This is a genomic window from Microlunatus spumicola, assembly GCF_039536445.1.
GTDB lineage: Bacteria > Actinomycetota > Actinomycetes > Propionibacteriales > Propionibacteriaceae > Microlunatus > Microlunatus spumicola.
Window position 1 is genome coordinate 96,563 of the sequence record NZ_BAAAYR010000004.1, and the last position, 19,741, is coordinate 116,303.

At 72.5% G+C, this 19,741-nt stretch carries 18 protein-coding genes; 3 read left to right on the top strand and 15 right to left on the bottom strand.

Translation table 11 applies throughout. The features are described 5' to 3' along the window. Nucleotides 1–4: 4 nt before the first annotated feature. The 11 genes from mnhG to ABD665_RS13615 form a co-directional block, all read right to left on the bottom strand. Nucleotides 5–427, bottom strand: a complete 423-nt coding sequence (gene mnhG, locus ABD665_RS13565; protein WP_204913196.1) for a monovalent cation/H(+) antiporter subunit G — start codon at nt 425–427, stop codon at nt 5–7. Beyond that, complete coding sequence (locus ABD665_RS13570) at nt 424–750, bottom strand: MrpF/PhaF family protein (protein ID WP_344742448.1); 327 nt, start codon at nt 748–750, stop codon at nt 424–426. The genes mnhG and ABD665_RS13570 overlap by 4 nt, the downstream gene beginning before the upstream one ends. After that, nucleotides 747–1,343: a Na+/H+ antiporter subunit E gene (locus ABD665_RS13575; protein WP_204913197.1), complete on the bottom strand. Its 597-nt coding sequence runs from the start codon at nt 1,341–1,343 to the stop codon at nt 747–749. Before ABD665_RS13575 ends, ABD665_RS13570 begins: the two co-directional genes overlap by 4 nt. Then, on the bottom strand, nt 1,340–2,920 hold the full coding sequence (locus tag ABD665_RS13580) for a Na+/H+ antiporter subunit D (protein WP_204913198.1): 1,581 nt from the start codon (nt 2,918–2,920) through the stop codon (nt 1,340–1,342). The genes ABD665_RS13575 and ABD665_RS13580 overlap by 4 nt, the downstream gene beginning before the upstream one ends. Next, nucleotides 2,917–3,558: a Na(+)/H(+) antiporter subunit C gene (locus ABD665_RS13585; protein WP_204913199.1), complete on the bottom strand. Its 642-nt coding sequence runs from the start codon at nt 3,556–3,558 to the stop codon at nt 2,917–2,919. Before ABD665_RS13585 ends, ABD665_RS13580 begins: the two co-directional genes overlap by 4 nt. Beyond that, entirely contained in the window at nt 3,555–6,578 is a 3,024-nt protein-coding gene (locus ABD665_RS13590; protein ID WP_204913200.1) for a Na+/H+ antiporter subunit A, read from the bottom strand. Before ABD665_RS13590 ends, ABD665_RS13585 begins: the two co-directional genes overlap by 4 nt. 94 nt (nt 6,579–6,672) lie before the next feature. Continuing rightward, the gene (gene ndk, locus ABD665_RS13595) at nt 6,673–7,095 is read right to left on the bottom strand and encodes a nucleoside-diphosphate kinase (protein WP_204913201.1); all 423 of its coding nucleotides are present in this window, start codon (nt 7,093–7,095) and stop codon (nt 6,673–6,675) included. Next, entirely contained in the window at nt 7,092–8,039 is a 948-nt protein-coding gene (locus tag ABD665_RS13600) for a phosphotransferase (protein WP_204913202.1), read from the bottom strand. The genes ndk and ABD665_RS13600 overlap by 4 nt, the downstream gene beginning before the upstream one ends. 18 nt (nt 8,040–8,057) lie before the next feature. After that, a complete protein-coding gene (locus tag ABD665_RS13605; RefSeq protein WP_204913203.1) occupies nt 8,058–9,860 on the bottom strand; it encodes an SbmA/BacA-like family transporter in 1,803 nt (600 codons plus the stop codon). A gap of 156 nt (nt 9,861–10,016) precedes the next feature. Then, a complete protein-coding gene (locus tag ABD665_RS13610) occupies nt 10,017–10,412 on the bottom strand; it encodes a DUF4233 domain-containing protein (protein ID WP_344742449.1) in 396 nt (131 codons plus the stop codon). A 4-nt stretch (nt 10,413–10,416) separates the two neighbouring features. Then, entirely contained in the window at nt 10,417–11,922 is a 1,506-nt protein-coding gene (locus ABD665_RS13615; protein ID WP_204913204.1) for a glutamate ligase domain-containing protein, read from the bottom strand. Nucleotides 11,923–11,968: 46 nt separating this feature from the next. Here ABD665_RS13615 and valS point away from each other — a divergent pair, with 46 nt between their 5' ends. Further along, nucleotides 11,969–14,545, top strand: a complete 2,577-nt coding sequence (gene valS, locus ABD665_RS13620; protein WP_344742450.1) for a valine--tRNA ligase — start codon at nt 11,969–11,971, stop codon at nt 14,543–14,545. Between the two features lie 50 nt (nt 14,546–14,595). On the opposite strand, the gene ABD665_RS13625 is transcribed toward valS, so the two are convergent. Next, nucleotides 14,596–15,630, bottom strand: a complete 1,035-nt coding sequence (locus ABD665_RS13625) for a zinc-binding dehydrogenase (RefSeq protein WP_204913206.1) — start codon at nt 15,628–15,630, stop codon at nt 14,596–14,598. 72 nt (nt 15,631–15,702) lie between these two features. Next, nucleotides 15,703–15,897 carry a hypothetical protein gene (locus ABD665_RS13630; RefSeq protein ID WP_204913207.1) on the bottom strand — a complete coding sequence of 65 codons (195 nt, stop codon included), beginning with the start codon at nt 15,895–15,897 and terminating at the stop codon, nt 15,703–15,705. A gap of 116 nt (nt 15,898–16,013) precedes the next feature. On the opposite strand from ABD665_RS13630, the gene ABD665_RS13635 reads away from it, so the two are divergent. After that, nucleotides 16,014–16,493: a glutathione peroxidase gene (locus ABD665_RS13635; protein ID WP_204913208.1), complete on the top strand. Its 480-nt coding sequence runs from the start codon at nt 16,014–16,016 to the stop codon at nt 16,491–16,493. 318 nt (nt 16,494–16,811) lie between these two features. Further along, complete coding sequence (locus tag ABD665_RS13640) at nt 16,812–17,660, top strand: hypothetical protein (RefSeq protein WP_204913209.1); 849 nt, start codon at nt 16,812–16,814, stop codon at nt 17,658–17,660. A gap of 24 nt (nt 17,661–17,684) precedes the next feature. Here the strand turns inward: ABD665_RS13640 and clpX are convergent, their stop codons facing one another. Both clpX and ABD665_RS13650 read right to left on the bottom strand, forming a co-directional pair. Beyond that, nucleotides 17,685–18,974, bottom strand: coding sequence for an ATP-dependent Clp protease ATP-binding subunit ClpX (clpX, locus tag ABD665_RS13645; protein ID WP_204913210.1), 1,290 nt, complete (start codon nt 18,972–18,974; stop codon nt 17,685–17,687). 140 nt (nt 18,975–19,114) lie between these two features. Continuing rightward, on the bottom strand, nt 19,115–19,717 hold the full coding sequence (locus ABD665_RS13650) for an ATP-dependent Clp protease proteolytic subunit (RefSeq protein ID WP_204914853.1): 603 nt from the start codon (nt 19,715–19,717) through the stop codon (nt 19,115–19,117). Between the last annotated feature and the right edge of the window lie 24 nt (nt 19,718–19,741).

Genomic DNA, 19,741 nt, shown 5'->3' on the forward strand with positions numbered 1-19,741 from the left:
GGGGCTAGGAGAGCCGGGAGTCGTCGGCCGGGCCGGGCTCGTCCTCGGGCGCCGGACCCAGCTGGAAGCCGGCCGCCTCGAGGTCGGTCGCGAGGTCGTCGCGGGTCAGCAGGTCGTGGCGCACCTGGTCGGTGCGGTAGACGGTGCGGCCGACGAGGTGCGCCGAGACGGGCGCGGTCGTCAGCTGCAGGGCGGCGATCAGGACCAGCGTGCCGAACGACGCCCAGCTCCGCAGCGACAACGCGACGCCGGCGGCCAGCAGGATCAGCCCGAGGGTCTGCGGCTTGGTGGCGGCGTGCATGCGGGACACGACGTCGGGGAAGCGCAGCAGGCCGAGGGCGGCGGCGAAGCAGAGGAAGCAGCCGAGCAGCACGAGGAGCGCGCCGAGCAGGTCGAGGACGTCGCCCGCGCCGACCCCGGTGCTCACTGCTGCCCCTGGTCGGGCCGGTCGGCGTCGCGCCAGCGGACGGCGAGGTCGCGCTCGGCGACGAACCGGGCGATGCTCACGGCCCCGGCGAAGCCGAGCAGCGAGAGCACCAGCATGACCGGCAGGGTCGTGGCGTGGTCGTTGACGATCGCCTCGGCGGCGAGCGTCGCGATGACGATCGCCACGAGCACGTCCGCGGCGACGACCCGGTCGAGGCTGCTCGGGCCCCGGGCCATCCGGGCGATCGTGAGCGTCGCGGCGGCGACCAGGAGCAGCGCCCCGAGGCCGACCATCACGAGCACGGCGGTGTGGACGGGGTTCACAGGCCCCTCACCTCCTCGTCGGTGCCGAACGCCCGCAGCACCCGCGCCTCGGCGTCGAGGACGTCCTGGGCGGCCTGCTCCAGCGCGGCCGCGTCGGCCGGGTCGAGCACGTGCAGGTAGAGCGTGCTGTCGGCGCGCCGGACCTCGAGCACGATGCTGCCGGGGACCAGGGAGACCAGCTCGGCGGTCATGGTCAGGACGACGTCGGAGCGGCTGCGCAGGCGGACGCGGATGATCGCGCCGCGGGGCGTGCGGCGGGAGAAGGCCAGCCCGACGACCCGGACGCTCGACCGGACGAGGTCGGTGACCAGCCGGCCCGCCAGCCGCAGCAGGCCGAGCGGCCGGACCCGCCCGTCCCGCTCGATCCGCGGCAGCGGGAACACGACGAAGACCAGCAGCGACAGCAGCACGCCGGTGACCACGAGGAACAGCGAGACGCGGTCCCACAGCAGCACCCAGGTGAGCGTCAGCACGACGACCGCCGCCAGGCTCGGGCGGCGCCGCGACGGCCCGCGCGTGCCGGCCCGGCCCAGGGGGTCAGAGGTCGCCCCGTCGGCGTCGGGCGCACCCGTGGCGCCGGTCGCCGCGCTCATCGCGTCCCGCCCGGCAGGACGGCGCGGACGTAGGAGGTGCCCCCGACGAGGTCGGCCGCCGAGCGCTGCGCGTAGCCGTAGAGGGGCCCGGCGACGACGGTGAGCCCGACGCCGACCAGCACCAGGACGACGGTCGTGGCGACCATCGGCCAGGGCAGGCGGCGGCCGGTGGGCAGGTCCTCGGTGTCCTCGTCGCGCTCGTCACCCGCCGACTGCCCGGCGGCCTCGGCCGGGCTCAGCTCCAGCTCGTCGGCCTCGGTGCGCAGCGGCCGCCAGAACGCGCGGTTCCAGACCTTGGCCATGGCGTAGAGCGTCAGCAGGCTCGTGACGACCCCGCCCCCGACGAGGACGTACGCGAGCACGCCCCCGTGCTGGACGCCGGCGTCCAGGAGCCCGACCTTGCCGATGAAGCCCGAGAACGGCGGGATGCCGGCGAGGTTCATGGCGGGGACGAAGAAGAGGATGCCCAGCACCGGCGAGAGGGCGGCGAGCCCGCCGAGCCGGGTGAGCGACGTCGTGCCCGCCCGGACCTCCACCAGCCCGAGGACCAGGAAGAGCGTGGTCTGGATGGTGATGTGGTGCGCGGTGTAGAAGATCGCACCCGCGTAGCCCGCGGTGCTGGCCAGGGCCACCCCGAAGATCATGTAGCCGATGTGGCTGACCAGGGTGAAGGACAGCATGCGCTTGACCTCGGTCTGCGCGATGGCTCCGAGGATGCCGACGATCATGGTGACCAGCGCGGCCCACATGAGGATCCGCGTCAGGTGGCTGTCCCCGAACAGCAGCGTCTGGGTGCGGATGATCGCGTACACGCCGACCTTGGTCAGCAGGCCCGCGAACACCGCGGTCACCGGTGCGGGGGCGGTCGGGTAAGAGTCCGGCAGCCAGGCCGACATCGGGAAGACGGCGGCCTTGATCGCGAACACCGTCAGCAGCAGCAGCTGCAGCACCAGCGAGACGTCGTGCGGCAGGTCGCGCAGCCGCATCGAGAGCTGGGCCAGGTTCACGGTGCCGGTCGCCGCGTAGACCGCGGCGATGGCCACGAGGAACAGCGTCGACGACAGCAGGCTCACCAGCACGTACGTGCTGCCCGCCCGGACGCGCGCGCCGGTGCCGCCGAGGGTGAGCAGCACGTACGACGCGAACAGCAGCATCTCGAAGCCGACGAACAGGTTGAACAGGTCGCCGGCCAGGAAGGCGTTGGAGACGCCGGCGGACAGCACGAGGAACGTCGGGTAGAAGATCGAGATCGGGGTCTCGCGGCGGCGCTCGGCCTCGGGCGCGCCCATCGAGAAGAGCAGCACCGACAGCGTGACCACCGACGACACGAGCAGCATCAGCGCGCTGAGCCGGTCGGCCACGAGGGCGATGCCCAGCGGCTGGGGCCAGCTGCCGACCCACAGCACCAGCGGGCCGCGCGCGTCGGTGAGCCAGACGAGCAGCGCGGCGACGGTCGTCACGGCGAGGAGCGCGACCGTGGCGACGACGCGCTGGGCGCGCGGGCGGCGGTTCAGGGCGAGCGCGAGCCCGGCGCCGAGCAGCGGCAGCAGGACGGGCAGGGGCAGCAGGTTGTTCATGGGCGTCCCCTCTCCTGGTCGTCGCGGGTGACGGGGTAGCCGGCCGGCACACGTCGGGCCTTGGGCACCTCCGGCGAACCGCCGTCCGCGCCCGCCGCTGCCCCGTCGGACGTCTCCGGCTCGGGCTCGGCCTCGGTGCTGCCCTCGAAGCCGACCGGGTCCGCGTCGGACCCCTCCGGGTCCGTGGTGACCCGCTCGCCCTCCTCCTCGCCGGTGGCCGAGCCCGTCTCGTCCGGGTGGCCCGCGACGTCGGCGTCGTAGCTGCCGGACGTCTCGTCGTCGATGGCGAGGCGCCGGATCGCGGCGTCCTCGACGTCGTCGGAGACCTCGTCGTGCCCGGCGATCTGGAAGCTGCGGTAGGCCAGCGTCAGCAGGAACGCCGTGACCGCGAGCGTGATGACGATCGCGGTGAGCACGAAGGCCTGCGGGAGCGGGTCGCTCATGTCCTGGGGTTCGGTGACGCCGGTGATCGGGGCACCGCCGGCCGCGCCGCTCGCCACCAGGAACAGCACGTTGACGCCGTTCGAGGCGAGCAGGACGCCAACCAGGATGCGCGTGAGCGACCGCTCCAGGACGAGGTAGACCCCGGCGGCGACGAGGGCGCCGGCGACGAGCGCCAGCGTGAGGTTCGGGCTCACGGTCGCACCCGACCCTGCGTCGAGGTGGCCGTCAGCCCGCCGCCGAACGACTCCGGCAGGGGCGCGCGGCGCGACGGCCGGGCGCTGGTCTCCGACGGGTTCGGCGAGGGCGCACGGTCCTCCGCCTCGTGGGTGTCGATGCCGGACCCGAGGCTGCGCGCCAGGTCGAGCATCACGCCGACGACGACGAGGTAGACGCCGACGTCGAAGAAGACCGAGGTGACCAGGTGCGGCGAACCGAGGACGGCGAGCTCCCCGAACGGCGTCGAGACCGACTCGAGCGCGCCGGGGGCGAGCGAGATGTCGTAGCTCTGGCCGATCCGGCCGCCGAACGCCGCGGGCGCCAGCAGGCCCAGCGCGGCGAGGGCGAGGCCGGCGCCGAGCACCTTGCCGGCGTCGACCGGGGCGGCCTCGTCGAGCTCGCGGCTGCCGGCGGCGAGGTAGCGGATCATCAGGGCCATGCCGGCGACGAGGCCGCCCGCGAACCCTCCGCCCGGGGCGTTGTGGCCGGCGAGCAGCAGGTAGACCGAGACGACGATCATGACCGGGAAGAGCACCCGGGTGGCGACCTCGAAGATGATCGAGCGGCGCGCCGGCGACAACGTCTCGCCGCCCCGCAGCCAGACGGTGCGACCGCCGAGCGGGGCGCCCGTCGGGCCCTCGGGCCGCAGCGGCCGGGCGGAGTAGCGGCTGCGCAGGAAGATCAGGCTGGCGACGCCGGTGGCGGCGACGACCAGGACCGAGATCTCCCCCATCGTGTCCCAGGAACGGATGTCGACGAGCGTCACGTTCACGACGTTGCGGCCGTAGCCGAACGTGTACGCGACCTCGGGGTAGGTGGCCGAGACCGGCACCGCGATCCGCGCGCCGGCGGCGACGAGGCCGATGCAGACGACCACGGCGCCGACGAGGACGGCCATCACCAGGCGCCACCAGCGGCTCGACGACAGCGGGCGGGTGGTGAAGTATTTCGGGAGCTTGCGCAGGACCAGGGAGAACACGACGAGCGTGACGGTCTCGACCAGGACCTGGGTGAGCGCCAGGTCCGGCGCCCCGTGCAGCAGGAACAGCACCGCGACGCCGTAGCCCGTCACCCCGGCGAGCATGACCGCCCGCAGGCGGCCGCGCGAGGTGGCGGCGGTCAGGGCGGCCACGACCATGAGGATGCCCGTGAGCAGCTGCGCGGGGGTGTCGAAGAGGCGCACGGACGGCCAGTCGCGCACCATCAGCAGCGCCCCGCCGGGGAAGACGACGAGCACGAGCAGGATCGAGCCGAGGTAGACGGGCACGGAGCCGCGCTGGGTGACGGCCGTCGTCTCGACCGCGAGCCGGTCCAGGCCCCGCATGAGCCGCTGGTAGGCGGTCTCGGCCTCGTACGGCGCGGGGAACGTCGACTGGGCCCGCGCGATGAACCCGCGCTGCCAGAAGAGGACCACGCCGCCGAGGAGCGAGACCGCCGTCATCCCCAGGGGCGCGCTGAAGCCGTGCCACAGCGCGATCCCGTGACTCTCCTCGCCGACGGAGAAGGCGGCGACGTAGCCCTGCAGCGCGTCGGTGAGCGGGTGCCCGAGGAAGCCGCCCACGAGGCAGGCCAGCCCGAGCAGCACCGGTGCGGCCGCGAAGGCGGCGGGCACCCGGTGGTCGGCCGTCGTCGGGGCCTCGGTGCCGGACGGGTCGATGAAGTAGGCGCCGCGCTTGCTCATGAACGCGCCCCACCAGAAGCGCAGGGTGTAGGCGACGGTCAGCGCGGAGCCCGCGACGAGCGCGGCGGCGAGCAGGACGGCGGGCAAGGGCGGCACGGCCGTCCCGTCCCCGCCGACCAGGTAGGTGAGGCTCTCGAAGCCCGCCTCCTTCGCGACGAAGCCGAGCGTCGGCGGCACGGCGGCCATCGAGGCGCCGGCGAGCAGGGCGGCACCGGCGACGACGGGCATCCGGCGGCCGACACCGTTCAGGCGGCGCAGGTCGCGCGTCCCGGTGCTGTGGTCCACGATGCCGACCACGAGGAAGAGGGTCGACTTGAACAGCGCGTGCCCGACGAGCAGGGCGATCCCGCCGAGCGCGGCGGAGCGCGTGCCGATCCCGCAGAGGACGACGAGGAAGCCGAGCTGGCTCACGGTCCCGTACGCGAGCAGGACCTTGATGTCGTACTGGCGCAGCGAGCGCCAGCCGCCGATGAGCATCGTGGCGGCGCCGAGCGTGAGCAGGACCGGGCGCCAGCCGGGCGTGCCGGCGAAGACCGGCGCCAGCACGGCGACCAGGTAGACGCCCGCCTTGACCATGGCGGCGGCGTGCAGGTAGGCGCTGACCGGCGTCGGCGCGGCCATGGCGCCCGGCAGCCAGAAGTGGAACGGCACCAGCGCGGACTTGGTGAGCGCGCCGACGAGCAGCAGGATCACGGCCGTCACCACGTACGCGGACCCGACGCCGCTCTCGGCCGCGGCCGCCAGCACCCCGGACAGCGAGAACGTCGCGTAGCGGACGCCGAGGAGCACGATCCCGGTCAGCATGGCCAGCCCGCCGAAGGTCGTGACCATGAGGGCGGTGAGGGCGGCCCGACGGTTCGCCGCGAAGCGCGGGTTGTGCCCGACGAGCAGGTAGGAGAAGACGGTCGTGAGCTCCCAGAAGACGTAGAGCCCGATCAGGTCGTCGGAGGTGACCAGACCCGTCATCGCGCCGGCGAAGGCGAGCAGCACCGCGCCGGTGCGCAGCGGCGGCTCGTCGTCGGCGAAGTAGCTGCGGCAGTAGAAGAGCACCAGGGCGCCCACGCTGCTGACGACCAGCGTCAGCACCCACTGCAGGACGCCCATCCGGAACGACACGTCGATCCCCAGCGCGGGGATCCAGGCGGTCGACTCGGTGATCACCGTGCCGGACAGCACCGCGGGACCCTGCAGCGCCGTCCAGACGGCGGTCGCGGCGGGCACCAGCGCCAGCACGTAGAAGGCCCGGCAGCGCAGCGCGCGCAGCAACCAGGGCGCCACGAGGGCGACCCCGAGGTGCACGAGGAGCAGCAGGGTCACGGGGAGGGGTCCTCGTCGGGTGGGCGGCGCGGACCCCCGACCTTAGTCGGCGTCGGGGACGGGGCCGGAGCGTCGACGCCCCGGCCCACCGGCCTCAGCCCAGCCCGGGGAACCAGAAGGCGATCTCGCGGGCGGCCGACTCGGGCGAGTCGGAGCCGTGCACGAGGTTCTCGCGGTTGGACAGCGAGTAGTCGCCGCGGATGGTCCCCGGGGCGGCCTTGCGGCCGTCCGTGGCGCCGTTCAGCGCGCGCACGACCTCGATCGCCTCGTCACCCTCGACCACCAGCGCGACCGACGGGCCGGAGGTGATGAAGGTCCGCAGCGGCGGGTAGAACGGACGGTCGACGTGCTCGGCGTAGTGCTGGTCCGACTCCTCGCCGGTCACCTGGCGCAGCTGCAGCGTGACGAGCCGCAGGCCCTTGGCCTCGAAGCGGCCCAGCACCGCGCCGACGAGGCCGCGGCGGACGGCGTCCGGCTTGATCAGGACGAAGGAGCGCTGCACGGGGGTGTCGGTCATGCGTGCGACCTTATCGACCAACGGCGCTCGAGCCAGCGCAGGACCATCGCGCCCTGCGCACGCTGGAACGCCCGTACGGTCGGCAGCCCCGGCGGGTCCGGGCGGCGCGCGACGTCGGCGAAGTAGGCCCCGAGGCCGGCGAGGACGGCGTCCACGTCGTCGGCCGGGACGTGCGGCAGCCAGCGGGCGAGCAGGCCCTCGACGTCGGCGTCGGGGTCGTTCAGCCCGACGTTGACCAGCAGAGCGAGCCGGTCGAACCACCCCGCCCCGAGCGTGGCCCACGGCCAGTCGACGACGACCACGGAGCCGTCGGGACGGACCAGCAGGTTGTCGGCGCGGGCGTCGCCGTGGACCAGCTCGTCGCCCCCCAGCGCCGCCTCGGCCCGGGCGGCGGTCTCGGCGAGGCGGTCCAGGTGCCGCGCCGCCCAGGGGTCGAGCCCGGGGTCGGGCTCGTCGCACAGCCGCCGCCACCCCGCGAAGTCGTCCGCGAACCCCTCCCCCGTGCCGGAGAGGGCCGCGAGCCCGTCGGTAAGGGGCGTGGCGGCCAGCGCCTCGAGGGCGACGCGGACGGCCTCGAGCTCGTCGGCCCGCCACGGCAGGTGCGGGTGCCGGCCCTCGACGTCGGACAGCACCAGGGCGACCCAGTCGCCGTCGTCGTGGCTGCCGAGCAGCCGCGGGACGGGCGCGTCGGGGGGCATCGCCGCCGTGACGGCGATCTCCCGGCGGTGCAGGATCGGCGAGTGGACGTTCGTGGAGCCGGCCACGGCCTTCACGAACGCCCGGCGCCCGTCCGCGGTGCGCACCCGGTCGGCGCTGCCCGGCGAGAAGCCGCCGGGCTGGGTGACGGCCGCGACGACCGGCGAGCCGAGCACGTCCTCGACCGCGGCCCGGACGGTCCGGGGCAGGTCGGCCCACGCCACCCGCACCCCGGACGCCTCGGCCACGGGGCCATCGTGCCCGGGTCAGACCAGCAGCGCGCCGGTGGTCCAGGCGCCTCGGCCGAGCAGCACAAGTTCGCGCTGGTGCAGCGCACCCAGGCTGGTGCGGTGGCCGACGCTGACGACGGTCGTGCGGGGCAGGCGTTCGCGGACCAGCGAGTAGAGGACGTGCTCCATGCCCTCGTCCAGCGCCGAGGTGCTCTCGTCGAAGAACACCAGGCTCGGCTGCAGCAGCAGCACGCGCGCGAACGAGAGCCGCTGCCGCTCGCCCGGCGACAGCGTCTCCATCCACTCCTTGATCTCGTCCAGGTGGTCCGTGAGGTGCCCGAGCTGCACGTCGACCAGGGCCTGGCGCACCGCGTGGTCGGGGATCTCCTCCGCCGGGGCCGGGTAGGTGACGGCGGCGCGCAGCGCCCCCTTCGGCAGGTAGGGCTGCTGCGAGCAGAAGATCACGGGACCCTGGGGCCGGGAGACGACGCCGCGGACGTACGGCCACAGCCCGGCGAGGCTGCGCAGCAGGGTCGTCTTGCCGCTCCCGGAACGACCGCGGACCAGCAGCCACTCCCCCGGCTCGACGGCGAGGTCGAGGCGGAGGATCAGCGGCTCGCCGCTGGGCATGAGCACGTCGAGGCCCTCGACCTCGAGCCCGGCGGTGCGCGACGACCGCAGCGGCACCGGCAGCGCCCGCGCCTCCTCGTCGGCGTCGAGCAGCCCGGTGAGACGGTCGAGGGTCGCGCGGTAGGCGGCGAAGGTGTCGTACGCGTTGCGGAAGAACGACAGCGACGCCTGCACCTGGCCGAAGGCGTCGGCTGACTGGGTGAACTGGCCGAGCGTGATCTGGCGGGTGAAGAAGCGCGGCGCCTGGACGATGTAGGGCAGGATCACCGCGATCTGGCTGATCACCAGGTTGGTGCCGTTGAACTTGAGGTTCCGGAAGACGATGGCCCAGACGTTCGCGATGACGGCGGAGAAGCGGTTCATCAGGCCCCGCTCCTCGACGCCCTCGCCGCCGTAGAGCGCGATCGCCTCGGAGTGGTCGCGCACGCGGATGAGCGAGTAGCGGTACGAGGCGTTGAGGCGCTCGGCGAGGAAGCTCAGCCGGATCAGCGGGCGGCCGATCCGGATGACGACGACCGTCCCGACGATCACGTAGATGTAGACGATGAAGATCAGCGCGCGGGGGAAGGTGATGCCGCCGATCTGCAGGGGCCCGGACAGCCCCCAGAGGATGATCGAGAACGAGACCAGGCCGAGCATCGCCGAGATCAGGCCGTAGACGAGCGTCTGGGACGTGTCGGTGAACGAGTCGACGTCGGCCTGGATGCGCTGCTCGGGGTTGTCGATCGGCTCCGTGATGTAGCGCGCGCGGTGGTACGCGGTGCCGCTGAGCCAGTCGGTCAGCACCTGGCCGTTGGTCCACTGCCGCCAGCGGATGACCTGCAGCTGCCCGATCAGGTAGGAGCCGAGGGCGAGCAGGATCGACACCGCGGCGGCGATGCAGAAGAAGATGATCGCCCGCCAGAACGCCGGCTGGTCGAGCTCCTGCAGCGAGGTGAACAGCCGGTTGTTGTTGTTGGAGAGGATCACGTCGAGCCGGACGCCGACGACCGTCAGCGCGAGGACGAGCAGGGCCGTCAGCAGCGGCTTCCAGCTCGACCGGTCACCGCGGCGGGGCTTGAAGTAGGGCCCGGCAAGGCGCCAGAACTGCCGTCCGAACCGCGTCTTCCGGCAGAGCAGCAGGCCGAGCAGGATCGCGCCGACGACGCAGAGCAGGAACGCTCCGCCCACCCACAGCAGGCCCGAGGTCAGCTCGTCCACCACGTCCACCGGCGGTGCCTCCTGTCGCGACCGGAGGGCGGGCCCGTGCCCGCTCCGGTGGGAGCACCGTAGTGGCCGTGGCGCCCCCGGCAGGACCGAACGCGTTACGGCACGGGAAAAAGACTCACCGGTCCCCGGACGAAGTCGGGCCGGGGCGTGGGCGGTTCAGGCGGCCGTCGGGGCCGCTCGACCGTCGAGCCGCTTGCCGAGCACGAAGGACACGACCCAGAGCGCCGCGAACATCGCCCCGACGACGAACATGGCCGGGGTGAGGAAGCCGAGCAGGATGCCGGCGACCTGCGCGACCCAGCCGACCGGGTAGCCGACCGGCTTGCGCAGCAGGCCGGCGGCCACGAGGGCCAGGATCGCGGCCCCGCTGCCGAGCAGCGCGGCCGGCGCGGGCGAGGCGTCCGACACCAGGATCATCACGGGGATCGAGAGCCCGAAGAGCAGGAACTCGAAGAGCAGGGCCGACAGCAGGACCACCCGCATGGGGTTGCGGGGGGTGAGCGTCCAGGGCAGGACGGGCGGCGGGGCCGAGGCGGCGGCGGGCGTGGTCATCGGTTCACGTCCAGCTCTCCCGCTCCTCGTCGGTCGGCTCCTCGCCACCGAGGTCACGCTCCAGCGGGTCCCAGTCGGCGTCCGCGTCCTCCTCCTGGTCGGCCGCGGCCGGCGCCCCCGCGGGACGCTCGCCGCTGACCAGCAGGCTGCGCGCCTCGCCGACGAGCACGACCGAGCCGCTGACCAGCACGCCGGGCGTCCCGACGCCCTCGCCCTCGGCCATCCCGACCGCCACCTCGATGGCGTCGTCGAGCCGCGGCGCGACGGTGACCCGCTCGGCGCCGAAGATCTCGGCCGCGATCTCGCCCAGCTCCTCGGCGGGCAGGCCACGGCTGGTCGAGGAGACCTGCGTGACGACGACGTGGGTGAGGGCCTGCTCGAAGGTCTGCAGCAGCCCGCGCACGTCCTTGTCGGCCATCACCCCGATCACCCCGACGAGCGGGTTGAGGTCGAAGGCCTCCCCCAGCGTCGCCACGGCCGCCGCTGCGCCGTGCGGGTTGTGGGCCGCGTCGAGGAGCACGGTCGGCGAGCGGCGGACGACCTCGAGCCGACCGGGCACCGTCACCGCGGCGAAGCCGTCGCGCACGACGTCGGGGTTGAGCCCCTTGAGCCCGAGGAACGCCTCCACCGCCGCGAGGGCGAGCCCGGCGTTCGACGCCTGGTGCGCGCCGTGCAGCGGGATGAACACGTCCTCCACGGGACCCTCGGCCCCGTTGAGCCGGACGAGCTGGCCGTCCACCGCCAGCTGGCGGCCGAGGACGCCGAAGTCGATGCCCTCGCGCTGCGGCAGCGCGCCGACCTCCGCGCAGCGCTCGAGCAGGACCTGCGCGGCCTCGAGCGGCTGGCCGGCGAGGATCGCGTGCGCGCCCGGCTTGATGATGCCGGCCTTCTCGCGGGCGATCTCGGCCACCGTCGTGCCGAGCAGGTGGGTGTGGTCCAGGTCGATCGGGGTGACCACGGCGACGCCGCCGTCGGCGACGTTGGTGGCGTCCCAGGTCCCCCCGAGCCCCACCTCGATCACGGCGACGTCGACGGGGGCGTCGGCGAAGGCCGCGAAGGCCATCGCCGTCATGATCTCGAAGAAGGTGCAGGCGACGCCGTCGATCTGCTGCGCGTCGACGATGGCGACGTACGGCTCGAGCTCGGCCCAGACCTCGTCGAACCGCTCGTCGGAGATCGGCTCGCCGTCGATCGAGATGCGCTCGGTCAGCGACGTCAGGTGCGGGCTCGTGAAGCGGCCGGTGCGCAGGCCCGCGGCCCGCAGCAGGGACTCGATCATGGCCGTCGTGCTGCCCTTGCCGTTGGTCCCCGTCACGTGGATGACCGGGTAGGCGTGCTGCGGGTCGCCCAGCAGCTCCGTCAGCGCCGCGATCCGGCCGAGCGAGGGCGCGACCCGGTGCTCCGGCCAGCGGTTCGTGAGGTCGCGCACGACGGCGGCGTGCGTACGTGGTTCGGTGGCGGTTCCGGAGGTCTCGACACGGGTGTCGGCGTGCGTCGTGGTGTCAGGCATGGCTCGTGAAGTCTAGTTCCGTACCCGTTACCTAAGATTGCTCCTCGTGACCACCACCGCCCCCGCCCCGGCGATCCCCGACCGCCCCGCCCTGGAAGGGCTCGAGGAACGCTGGCTCGACACCTGGCGGAACGACGGGACCTACGCGTTCGTGCGGCCCGAGGGCGACCCGGCCGCCGGCCGGGCGAAGGTCTTCAGCATCGACACCCCGCCGCCGACGGTGTCCGGCTCGCTGCACGTGGGCCACGTCTTCTCGTACACCCACACCGACCTGGTGGCGCGCTACCAGCGGATGACCGGCAAGCACGTCTTCTACCCGATCGGGTGGGACGACAACGGCCTGCCGACCGAGCGCCGCGTGCAGAACTACTACGGCGTGCGCTGCGACCCGTCCGTGCCGTACGACCCCGACTTCACGCCGCCGGCCAAGCCGGACCCCAAGAACCAGCTGCCGATCAGCCGCCGCAACTTCGTCGCGCTGTGCCACGAGCTCACCCACCTCGACGAGCGCACGTTCGAGGACCTGTGGCGCCGCGTCGGGCTGAGCGTGGACTGGTCGAGCCTCTACACGACGATCTCGGACGACTCGCAGACCGTCGCGCAGAAGGCGTTCCTGCGCAACATCCAGCGCGGCGAGGCCTACCTCTCCGAGGCCCCGACCCTGTGGGACGTGACCTTCCAGACCGCGGTCGCCCAGGCCGAGCTCGAGGCGCGCGACTACCCCGGCGCCTACCACCGCGTCGCGTTCGAGCGGGCCGACGGCAGCGGGCCGGTCCACATCGAGACCACCCGCCCCGAGCTGATCGCCGCCTGCGTCGCGCTGATCGCGCACCCCGACGACGAGCGCTACGCCGGGCTGTTCGGTCAGACCGTGACCTCGCCCCTGTACGGGGTGGAGCTGCCGGTGATCGCGCACGAGGCGGCCGAGCCGGACAAGGGCTCGGGCCTGGTCATGTGCTGCACCTTCGGCGACCTGACCGACGTCACCTGGTGGCGCGAGCTGCGGCTGCCGACCCGGGTGATCATCGGCCGCGACGGGCGGATCCTGCGCGAGCGCCCCGAGTGGCTCGCCGCCGGTCCCGCCTGGGACGCCATCACCGGGAAGACGACCTTCTCGGCGCGCGAGGCCGTCGTGGCCCAGCTGCGCGAGGCCGGTGCCCTGGACGGCGAGCCGACCCCGACCCAGCGCATGGCGAACTTCTACGAGAAGGGCGACAAGCCCCTCGAGATCGTGTCGACCCGCCAGTGGTACATCCGCAACGGCGGGCGGGACGCGGCGCTCAAGGCGACGTTCCTGGAGCGCGGCGAGGAGCTCGCCTGGGTCCCGCAGCACATGAAGTACCGCTACGACAACTGGGTGAACGGCCTCAACGGCGACTGGCTGGTGTCGCGACAGCGGTTCTTCGGCGTGCCGTTCCCGGTCTGGTACCCGCTGGACGACGAGGGCGACCCCGACTACGCGGACCCCCTTCTGGCGGGCGAGGAGCGGCTGCCGGTCGACCCCACCAGCGACGTCCCCGACGGCTACGCGGAGGACCAGCGCGGGCAGGCCGGCGGCTTCGTGGCGGACCCCGACGTGATGGACACCTGGGCGATCTCGTCGCTCTCCCCGCAGATCGTGTGCGGGTGGGAGCGCGACCCGGAGCTCTTCGCCCTCACGTTCCCGATGGACCTGAACACGCACGCGCACGAGATCATCCGGACCTGGCTCTTCTCCCGCGTGGTGCGCGCGCACTACGAGAACCACTCGCTGCCGTGGGCGCGCTCCATGATCAGCGGGTTCGTCATGGACCCCGACCGCAAGAAGATGAGCAAGTCGCGCGGCAACGTCGTCGTGCCCACCGAGATCCTCGAGCGCTACGGCTCCGACGCCGTGCGCTGGCGGGCGGCCAAGGCCCGCCCGGGCATGGACTCGCCCTTCGACGAGCGCGAGATGAAGGTGGGGCGCCGGCTGGCGCTCAAGGTGCTGAACGCGAGCAAGTTCGTGCTCGGGTTCGGCGTCGGCGCCGGCTCGCTCGATGCGGCCGCAGTCACCGAACCCGCCGACCAGGCCCTGCTCGCCGGGCTCGCCCGGGTGGTCGAGGCGGCGACGACGTCGTTCGAGGCGTACGACTACACCGGTGCGCTCGACGCGACCGAGTCGTTCTTCTGGTCGTTCTGCGACGACTACCTGGAGCTGGTCAAGGAGCGGGCGTACGGCGCGCAGGGCGAGGAGGCCGCGGCGTCGGCCCGCGCTGCGCTCGGCCTCGCGCTCGACGTGCTGCTCCGGCTGCTCGCGCCGATCATGCCCTTCTGCACCGAGGAGGTCTGGTCCTGGTGGCAGGAGGGTTCCATCCACCACGCCGCCTGGCCGACCGCCGACGGGCTCGCCGTCAGCGGTGACCCGGTCCTGCTCGACGACCTCGCCGCCGCCCTCGCCGGGCTGCGCGGGGCCAAGTCGTCGGCGAAGGTGTCGATGAAGACCGAGGTCGTGCGGGCCGTGTTCCGGGGGCCGGTCGAGACCGTCGACCGGCTGCGCTCGATCGAGGCCGACCTGCGCGCCGTCGGCCGCATCACCGGCGAGGTGGCCTGGGCCGAGGCCGACGGCCCGCTCGCCGTCGAGGTCACGCTGGCCGAGGCCTGAGGCCTGAGCCCTCCGACCGGCTGCTGCCGTCCGGAGGGCCTGGCGTACGCCTACGCGACGTCGATGAGGACCTTGCCGACGGCGTCGTTCTCGACGGCGTCGTGGGCGGCGGCCGTCTGCTCGAGCGGGTAGCGCAGCAGCGGGAGGCCCGCGGCCTCGCCGACGTCGAGCACCCCGTCGACCAGCGCGGCGGTGATGTCCTCGGCCGCGACCTGGAGGGCGTCCTCGCCGACGGTGTAGAGCAGCAGGCCCTGGAACCGCAGGTTGCGGGCGAAGAACGGCCGCACGTCGAGGGTCACGCTGTCGCCGCCGTTGTTGGCGTAGACCGCGATGGTGCCGTGGTTCTTGACGACGGCCAGGTCGAGCGCCGCGTTCGGGCCCGGCGCGACCTCGACCACGATGTCGACCCCGTCGGGGACGGCAGCGAGGATCGCCTGGGCGGCGTCGGACTCGCGGTAGTTCACGACGTGGTGGGCACCGGCGGCGCGGGCGAGCGTGGCCTTCTCCTCGCTGCTCACGGTCGTGACGACCGTGGCGCCGGCCCAGCGGGCGAGCTGGATGGCGGCGTGGCCGACGGCTCCCGCTCCCCCGGCGACCAGGACGACCTTGTCGGCCAGCGTCCCGGGCGCGAGGCGCGACGGGCCCTGGTCGGACACGGTCAGCGCGCGGTGGGCGGTCATGGCGGGCACGCCGAGCGAGGCGCCGACGTCGAAGGAGATGCCGTCGGGGAGCCGGACGACGTGCTCGACGGGGACCGTCACGTACTCCTGCGCGGTGCCGGACGGGCGCTGGTGCTGCGAGAGGAAGATCCAGACGCGGTCACCGACCTCGAGCTGCGGGTTGAGCTCGGCGGCCTCGGGGCTGATGGCGTCGACGGTGCCGGCGCCGTCCTGGTTGGGGGTGACCTCCGCGAAGGGGAGGTCGTCGCCGGGCCTGCTGCCGACGCGGGACTTCCAGTCCGTCGGGTTGACGCCGGAGACGGCCACGTTGACGCGGACCTCGCCGGCGGCGGGCTCGGGCACGGGGCGCTCGACGAGCTCGAGGACGGACGGGTCGCCGGTGGTGCGGTAGACGATGCTCTTCATGTCTGCGTCAAGGCGTCCGGGCCGGCGGATCTTCCCGACGTCGGCCGGCTCCCGCATCGTGGACGCACCCGGTCAGCTACTGCCGGTCGGCCGGTCCGAGAACGGCTGCGCCCCCTCGACCTCCTCCTCGACGTCTGCCGGACCGGCGTCCTGCACGCCCGGGATGTCCGCCGCCCCGCTCTCGACCAGTCCCCCTGCCTGCTGCGGGTCGGGCAGCGTCTGCGCCTCGGGGTCGGGTTCGCGGTCGGGTCCGGTGTCGCTGTCCATGGCGCCAGTCCAGCAGACCGGGCGCGGCGTACGCGGGGACGCTGCGCAGCGCTGCTGGGTGGCCCGGAGGTTCGTCGGGCGAGCGGGTTCCGGGGGGGCCGCACTACCCTGCACCTGTGCCTCTCTCCGACTTCACCGCCACCTCCCTGACCGGCGTCGAGACCCCGCTGTCCACGTACGACGGCAAGGTCGTCCTGGTCGCGAACACGGCGTCGAAGTGCGGGCTCACCCCGCAGTACGAGGGCCTGGAGCGGCTCTACCGCGAGCACCGCGACGAGGGCCTGGTCGTCCTCGGCTTCCCGTGCGACCAGTTCGGTCACCAGGAGCCCGGCGAGGCGGAGGAGATCTCGGACTTCTGCACCATGAACTACGGCGTGACCTTCCCGATGTTCGCCAAGATCGAGGTCAACGGCGACGGCACCCACCCCCTCTTCCGCTGGCTGAAGAAGGAGCGTTCCGGCCTCCTCGGCGGCGCGATCAAGTGGAACTTCACCAAGTTCCTCGTCGGCCGCGACGGCGAGGTCCTCGACCGCTTCGCCCCGACCACCACCCCCGACGCCCTGGAGCCCGACGTCGCCAAGGCCCTGAAGGCCTGAGACCCCCACCCCTCTCCCGAAAGTGGTCACTCCGAACCGGTTCTAACAGCAGATTTCCTGCCGGACCGACCACTTGCCGGCTTCGGAGGGTGACTTAGGCGCGGCCGGTTCTGCACAAGGCGGGACGCGTGCCGCCCCGGCCGTCCACAGGCTGCGTCGGCACCGGCTCGATCTCCTCGTGCGCCAGCAGAGTGGGGCGTGGAGACACCCGTACGCGGCCGTGCGCCGAGCAGGACGTGGCAGCAGGTGACCCGTGGCGTCTGGTCGCCGCCGTCGACGGCCCCGTTCGGACGGGCAGAGCTCGAGGCTTGGGCGCTCGTGCTCCCGCCGACGTCGGCGTTCACCCATCTGACCGCGGCCGAGCGCTACCGGTGGTGGCTGCCGAGCAGCCCGCCGCACCCGGTCTTCGTCGCGATGCGACGCTCGGAGCCGCGCCCTCGACGTCCCGGGCTCCTGGTGTGCCGACACCCGCGGTCGTTCGGCGTCACGGTCCAGGACGGTCTCCGGCTCACCACCCCGGCCGAGACGATCCTGGCGGCGGCTCGCGACCTCGGCGTCCTCGACCTCGTGATGCTCGGCGACTCCGCTCTCCGTGCGGGGCACGTCACGCGGACCGAGCTGGAGATCTGTGCGTCGCACCGTCGTCGGGGCGCACCGCTGCTGCGCGAGGTCATTCCGCTGCTGGACGAGCGGAGTGAGTCCGCATGGGAGTCGATCATGCGCGTCCTGCAGATCGCAGCCGACATCCCGGTCGAGCCGCAGCACCACGTCCACGACTCGGCCGGCCGCTTCCTCGCTCGCGCCGACTTCTGGGTGGTCGGGACGCGACGGATCCACGAGTACGACGGCGGCGTCCACCGAGAGCCGGAGGTGCAGGACGACGACCTCAGGCGAGACCGTCTGCTGCTGGACGCGAGCTGGCAGCGCCACGGCTTCACGTCCCGGCACCTGCTGAACGAGGCCGCGTCGATCATCCGGTCGACCGACGACCTGCTGGGCCGGGAGTGGGACGGCGCACGCCTGCGGGCCTGGGAGGACCTGCTCAACGCGTCGATGCTGAGGCGGCCCGGTCGCTCACGGGCCCTCAGCCACTGGCGTACAGCCCTTCCATGGGCAGAAAGTGGTCAGCCCGAGCGCTTCCAGACGGTGCTGAAAGGCTCGGACTGACCACTTTCCGGAACGAGCAGAGGGCTAGGCGGACTTCTCGCGGCGCTCGCGCTTGGCGAACTTCTCGCGCGGGACGAGGGTCGGGAGGACCGCGTCGCGGACGACCTCACCGGTGATGACGACCTGGGCGACGTCCTCGCGGCTGGGGACGTCGTACATGACGTTCAGCAGGACCTCTTCGAGGATCGCACGCAGACCGCGGGCGCCGGTCCCGCGGAGCAGCGCGAGGTCGGCGATCGCCTCGACGGCGTCCGGAGAGAACTCGAGGTCGACGCCGTCGAGCTCGAAGAGCTTCTTGAACTGCTTGACGAGCGCGTTGCGCGGCTCGACGAGGATGCGGATCAGCGCGTCGCGGTCGAGCGGGGCGACCGAGGCGATCATCGGCAGACGCCCGATGAACTCGGGGATCAGGCCGAACTTGACCAGGTCCTCGGGGCGGACGTCCGCGTACGGGTCCTCGCTCTCGGGCTTGCGCGAGTCGAGATTGTTGTTGAAGCCGAGCGGCCGCTTGCCGACACGCGACGAGACGATGTGCTCGAGGCCGGCGAAGGCGCCGCCGACGATGAACAGCACGTTCGTCGTGTCGATCTGGATGAAGTCCTGGTGCGGGTGCTTGCGCCCGCCCTGCGGGGGCACCGACGCCGACGTGCCCTCGAGGATCTTCAGCAGCGCCTGCTGCACGCCCTCGCCGGAGACGTCACGGGTGATCGACGGGTTCTCGCTCTTGCGGGCGATCTTGTCGACCTCGTCGATGTAGATGATCCCGGTCTCGGCCTTCTTGACGTCGAAGTCGGCCGCCTGGATCAGCTTGAGCAGGATGTTCTCGACGTCCTCGCCGACGTAGCCCGCCTCGGTGAGCGCGGTCGCGTCGGCGATGGCGAACGGGACGTTCAGCATCTTGGCGAGGGTCTGCGCGAGGTAGGTCTTGCCGCAGCCGGTCGGACCGATCAGCAGGATGTTGCTCTTCCCGAGCTCCACCCCGTCGTCGTCGCCACGCTTGGACGGGCCGTTGGCCTGCGCCTGCACCCGCTTGTAGTGGTTGTAGACCGCGACCGCGAGGGCCTTCTTGGCGTTACCCTGCCCGATGACGTAGCCGTCGAGGAACTGCCGGATCTGGTGCGGCTTGGGCAGCTCGTCGAGCAGCCCGACCTCACCGGTCTCGGAGAACTCCTCTTCGATGATCTCGTTGCAGAGGTCGATGCACTCGTCGCAGATGTAGACGCCGGGACCGGCGATCAGCTTCTTGACCTGCTTCTGGCTCTTGCCGCAGAACGAGCACTTGAGGAGGTCGCCGCTCTCACCGATCCGGGCCACGCCATCTCCTCACTTCTCTTCACCAGCAGCACAGCAGGTCTCGCTCGGGGGCGATCCGTGATCCGGACACCCTAAGCCCCGGACGTCCCGCCCGGGGGTAGATCGGTGCGAGTGCCCGTCGCCGGGCACCCGCCTCGCGCTCAGACCGGGACGGCCTTGAGCGACGTCAGGATCTCGTCGATGATCCCGTACTCGAGCGCCTGCTCGGCGGTCAGGTACTTGTCACGCTCGATGTCGCGGCTGACCTCCTCGGAGGTCTTGCCGGTGTCGGTGGAGAGCATCTCCTCCATGAGGGACCGGATGCGGAGGATCTCGCGCGCCTGGATCTCGATGTCGGAGGACTGGCCGTAGCCACCCTCGGTCGCCGGCTGGTGGATCAGGATCCGGCTGTTGGGGAGCGCGAGCCGCTTGCCCTTGGTGCCGGCCGCCAGGATCACCGCGGCGGCGGAGGCCGCCTGGCCCAGGCAGACCGTGCGCACGTCGGGCTTGATGTAGCGCATCGTGTCGTAGATCGCCGTCAGCGCCGTGAAGGAGCCACCGGGCGAGTTGATGTAGATCTCGATGTCGCGGTCGGCGTCCATCTGCTGCAGGCAGAGCAGCTGGGCCATGACGGCGTTGGCGATCTCGTCGCTGATCGGGGTGCCGAGGAAGATGATCCGGTCCTCGAACAGCTTGGTGTAGGGGTCGATGCGCCGCATCCCGTAGGACGTGCGCTCCTCCCACTGCGGGATGTAGTAGTCCATCGTCGGCGCGAAGGGCTGGCCCTC

What these genes read in the sequence shown, in the direction of transcription:
- ndk (WP_204913201.1), bottom strand. Translation starts at nt 7,095, where the DNA reads ATGACCGACACCCCCGTGCAGCGCTCCTTCGTCCTGATCAAGCCGGAC.
- ABD665_RS13625 (WP_204913206.1), bottom strand. Translation starts at nt 15,630, where the DNA reads ATGAAGAGCATCGTCTACCGCACCACCGGCGACCCGTCCGTCCTCGAG.
- ABD665_RS13650 (WP_204914853.1), bottom strand. Translation starts at nt 19,717, where the DNA reads ATGGACTACTACATCCCGCAGTGGGAGGAGCGCACGTCCTACGGGATG.
- ABD665_RS13580 (WP_204913198.1), bottom strand. Translation starts at nt 2,920, where the DNA reads ATGAACAACCTGCTGCCCCTGCCCGTCCTGCTGCCGCTGCTCGGCGCC.
- ABD665_RS13615 (WP_204913204.1), bottom strand. Translation starts at nt 11,922, where the DNA reads ATGCCTGACACCACGACGCACGCCGACACCCGTGTCGAGACCTCCGGA.
- ABD665_RS13610 (WP_344742449.1), bottom strand. Translation starts at nt 10,412, where the DNA reads ATGACCACGCCCGCCGCCGCCTCGGCCCCGCCGCCCGTCCTGCCCTGG.
- ABD665_RS13575 (WP_204913197.1), bottom strand. Translation starts at nt 1,343, where the DNA reads ATGAGCGCGGCGACCGGCGCCACGGGTGCGCCCGACGCCGACGGGGCG.
- ABD665_RS13630 (WP_204913207.1), bottom strand. Translation starts at nt 15,897, where the DNA reads ATGGACAGCGACACCGGACCCGACCGCGAACCCGACCCCGAGGCGCAG.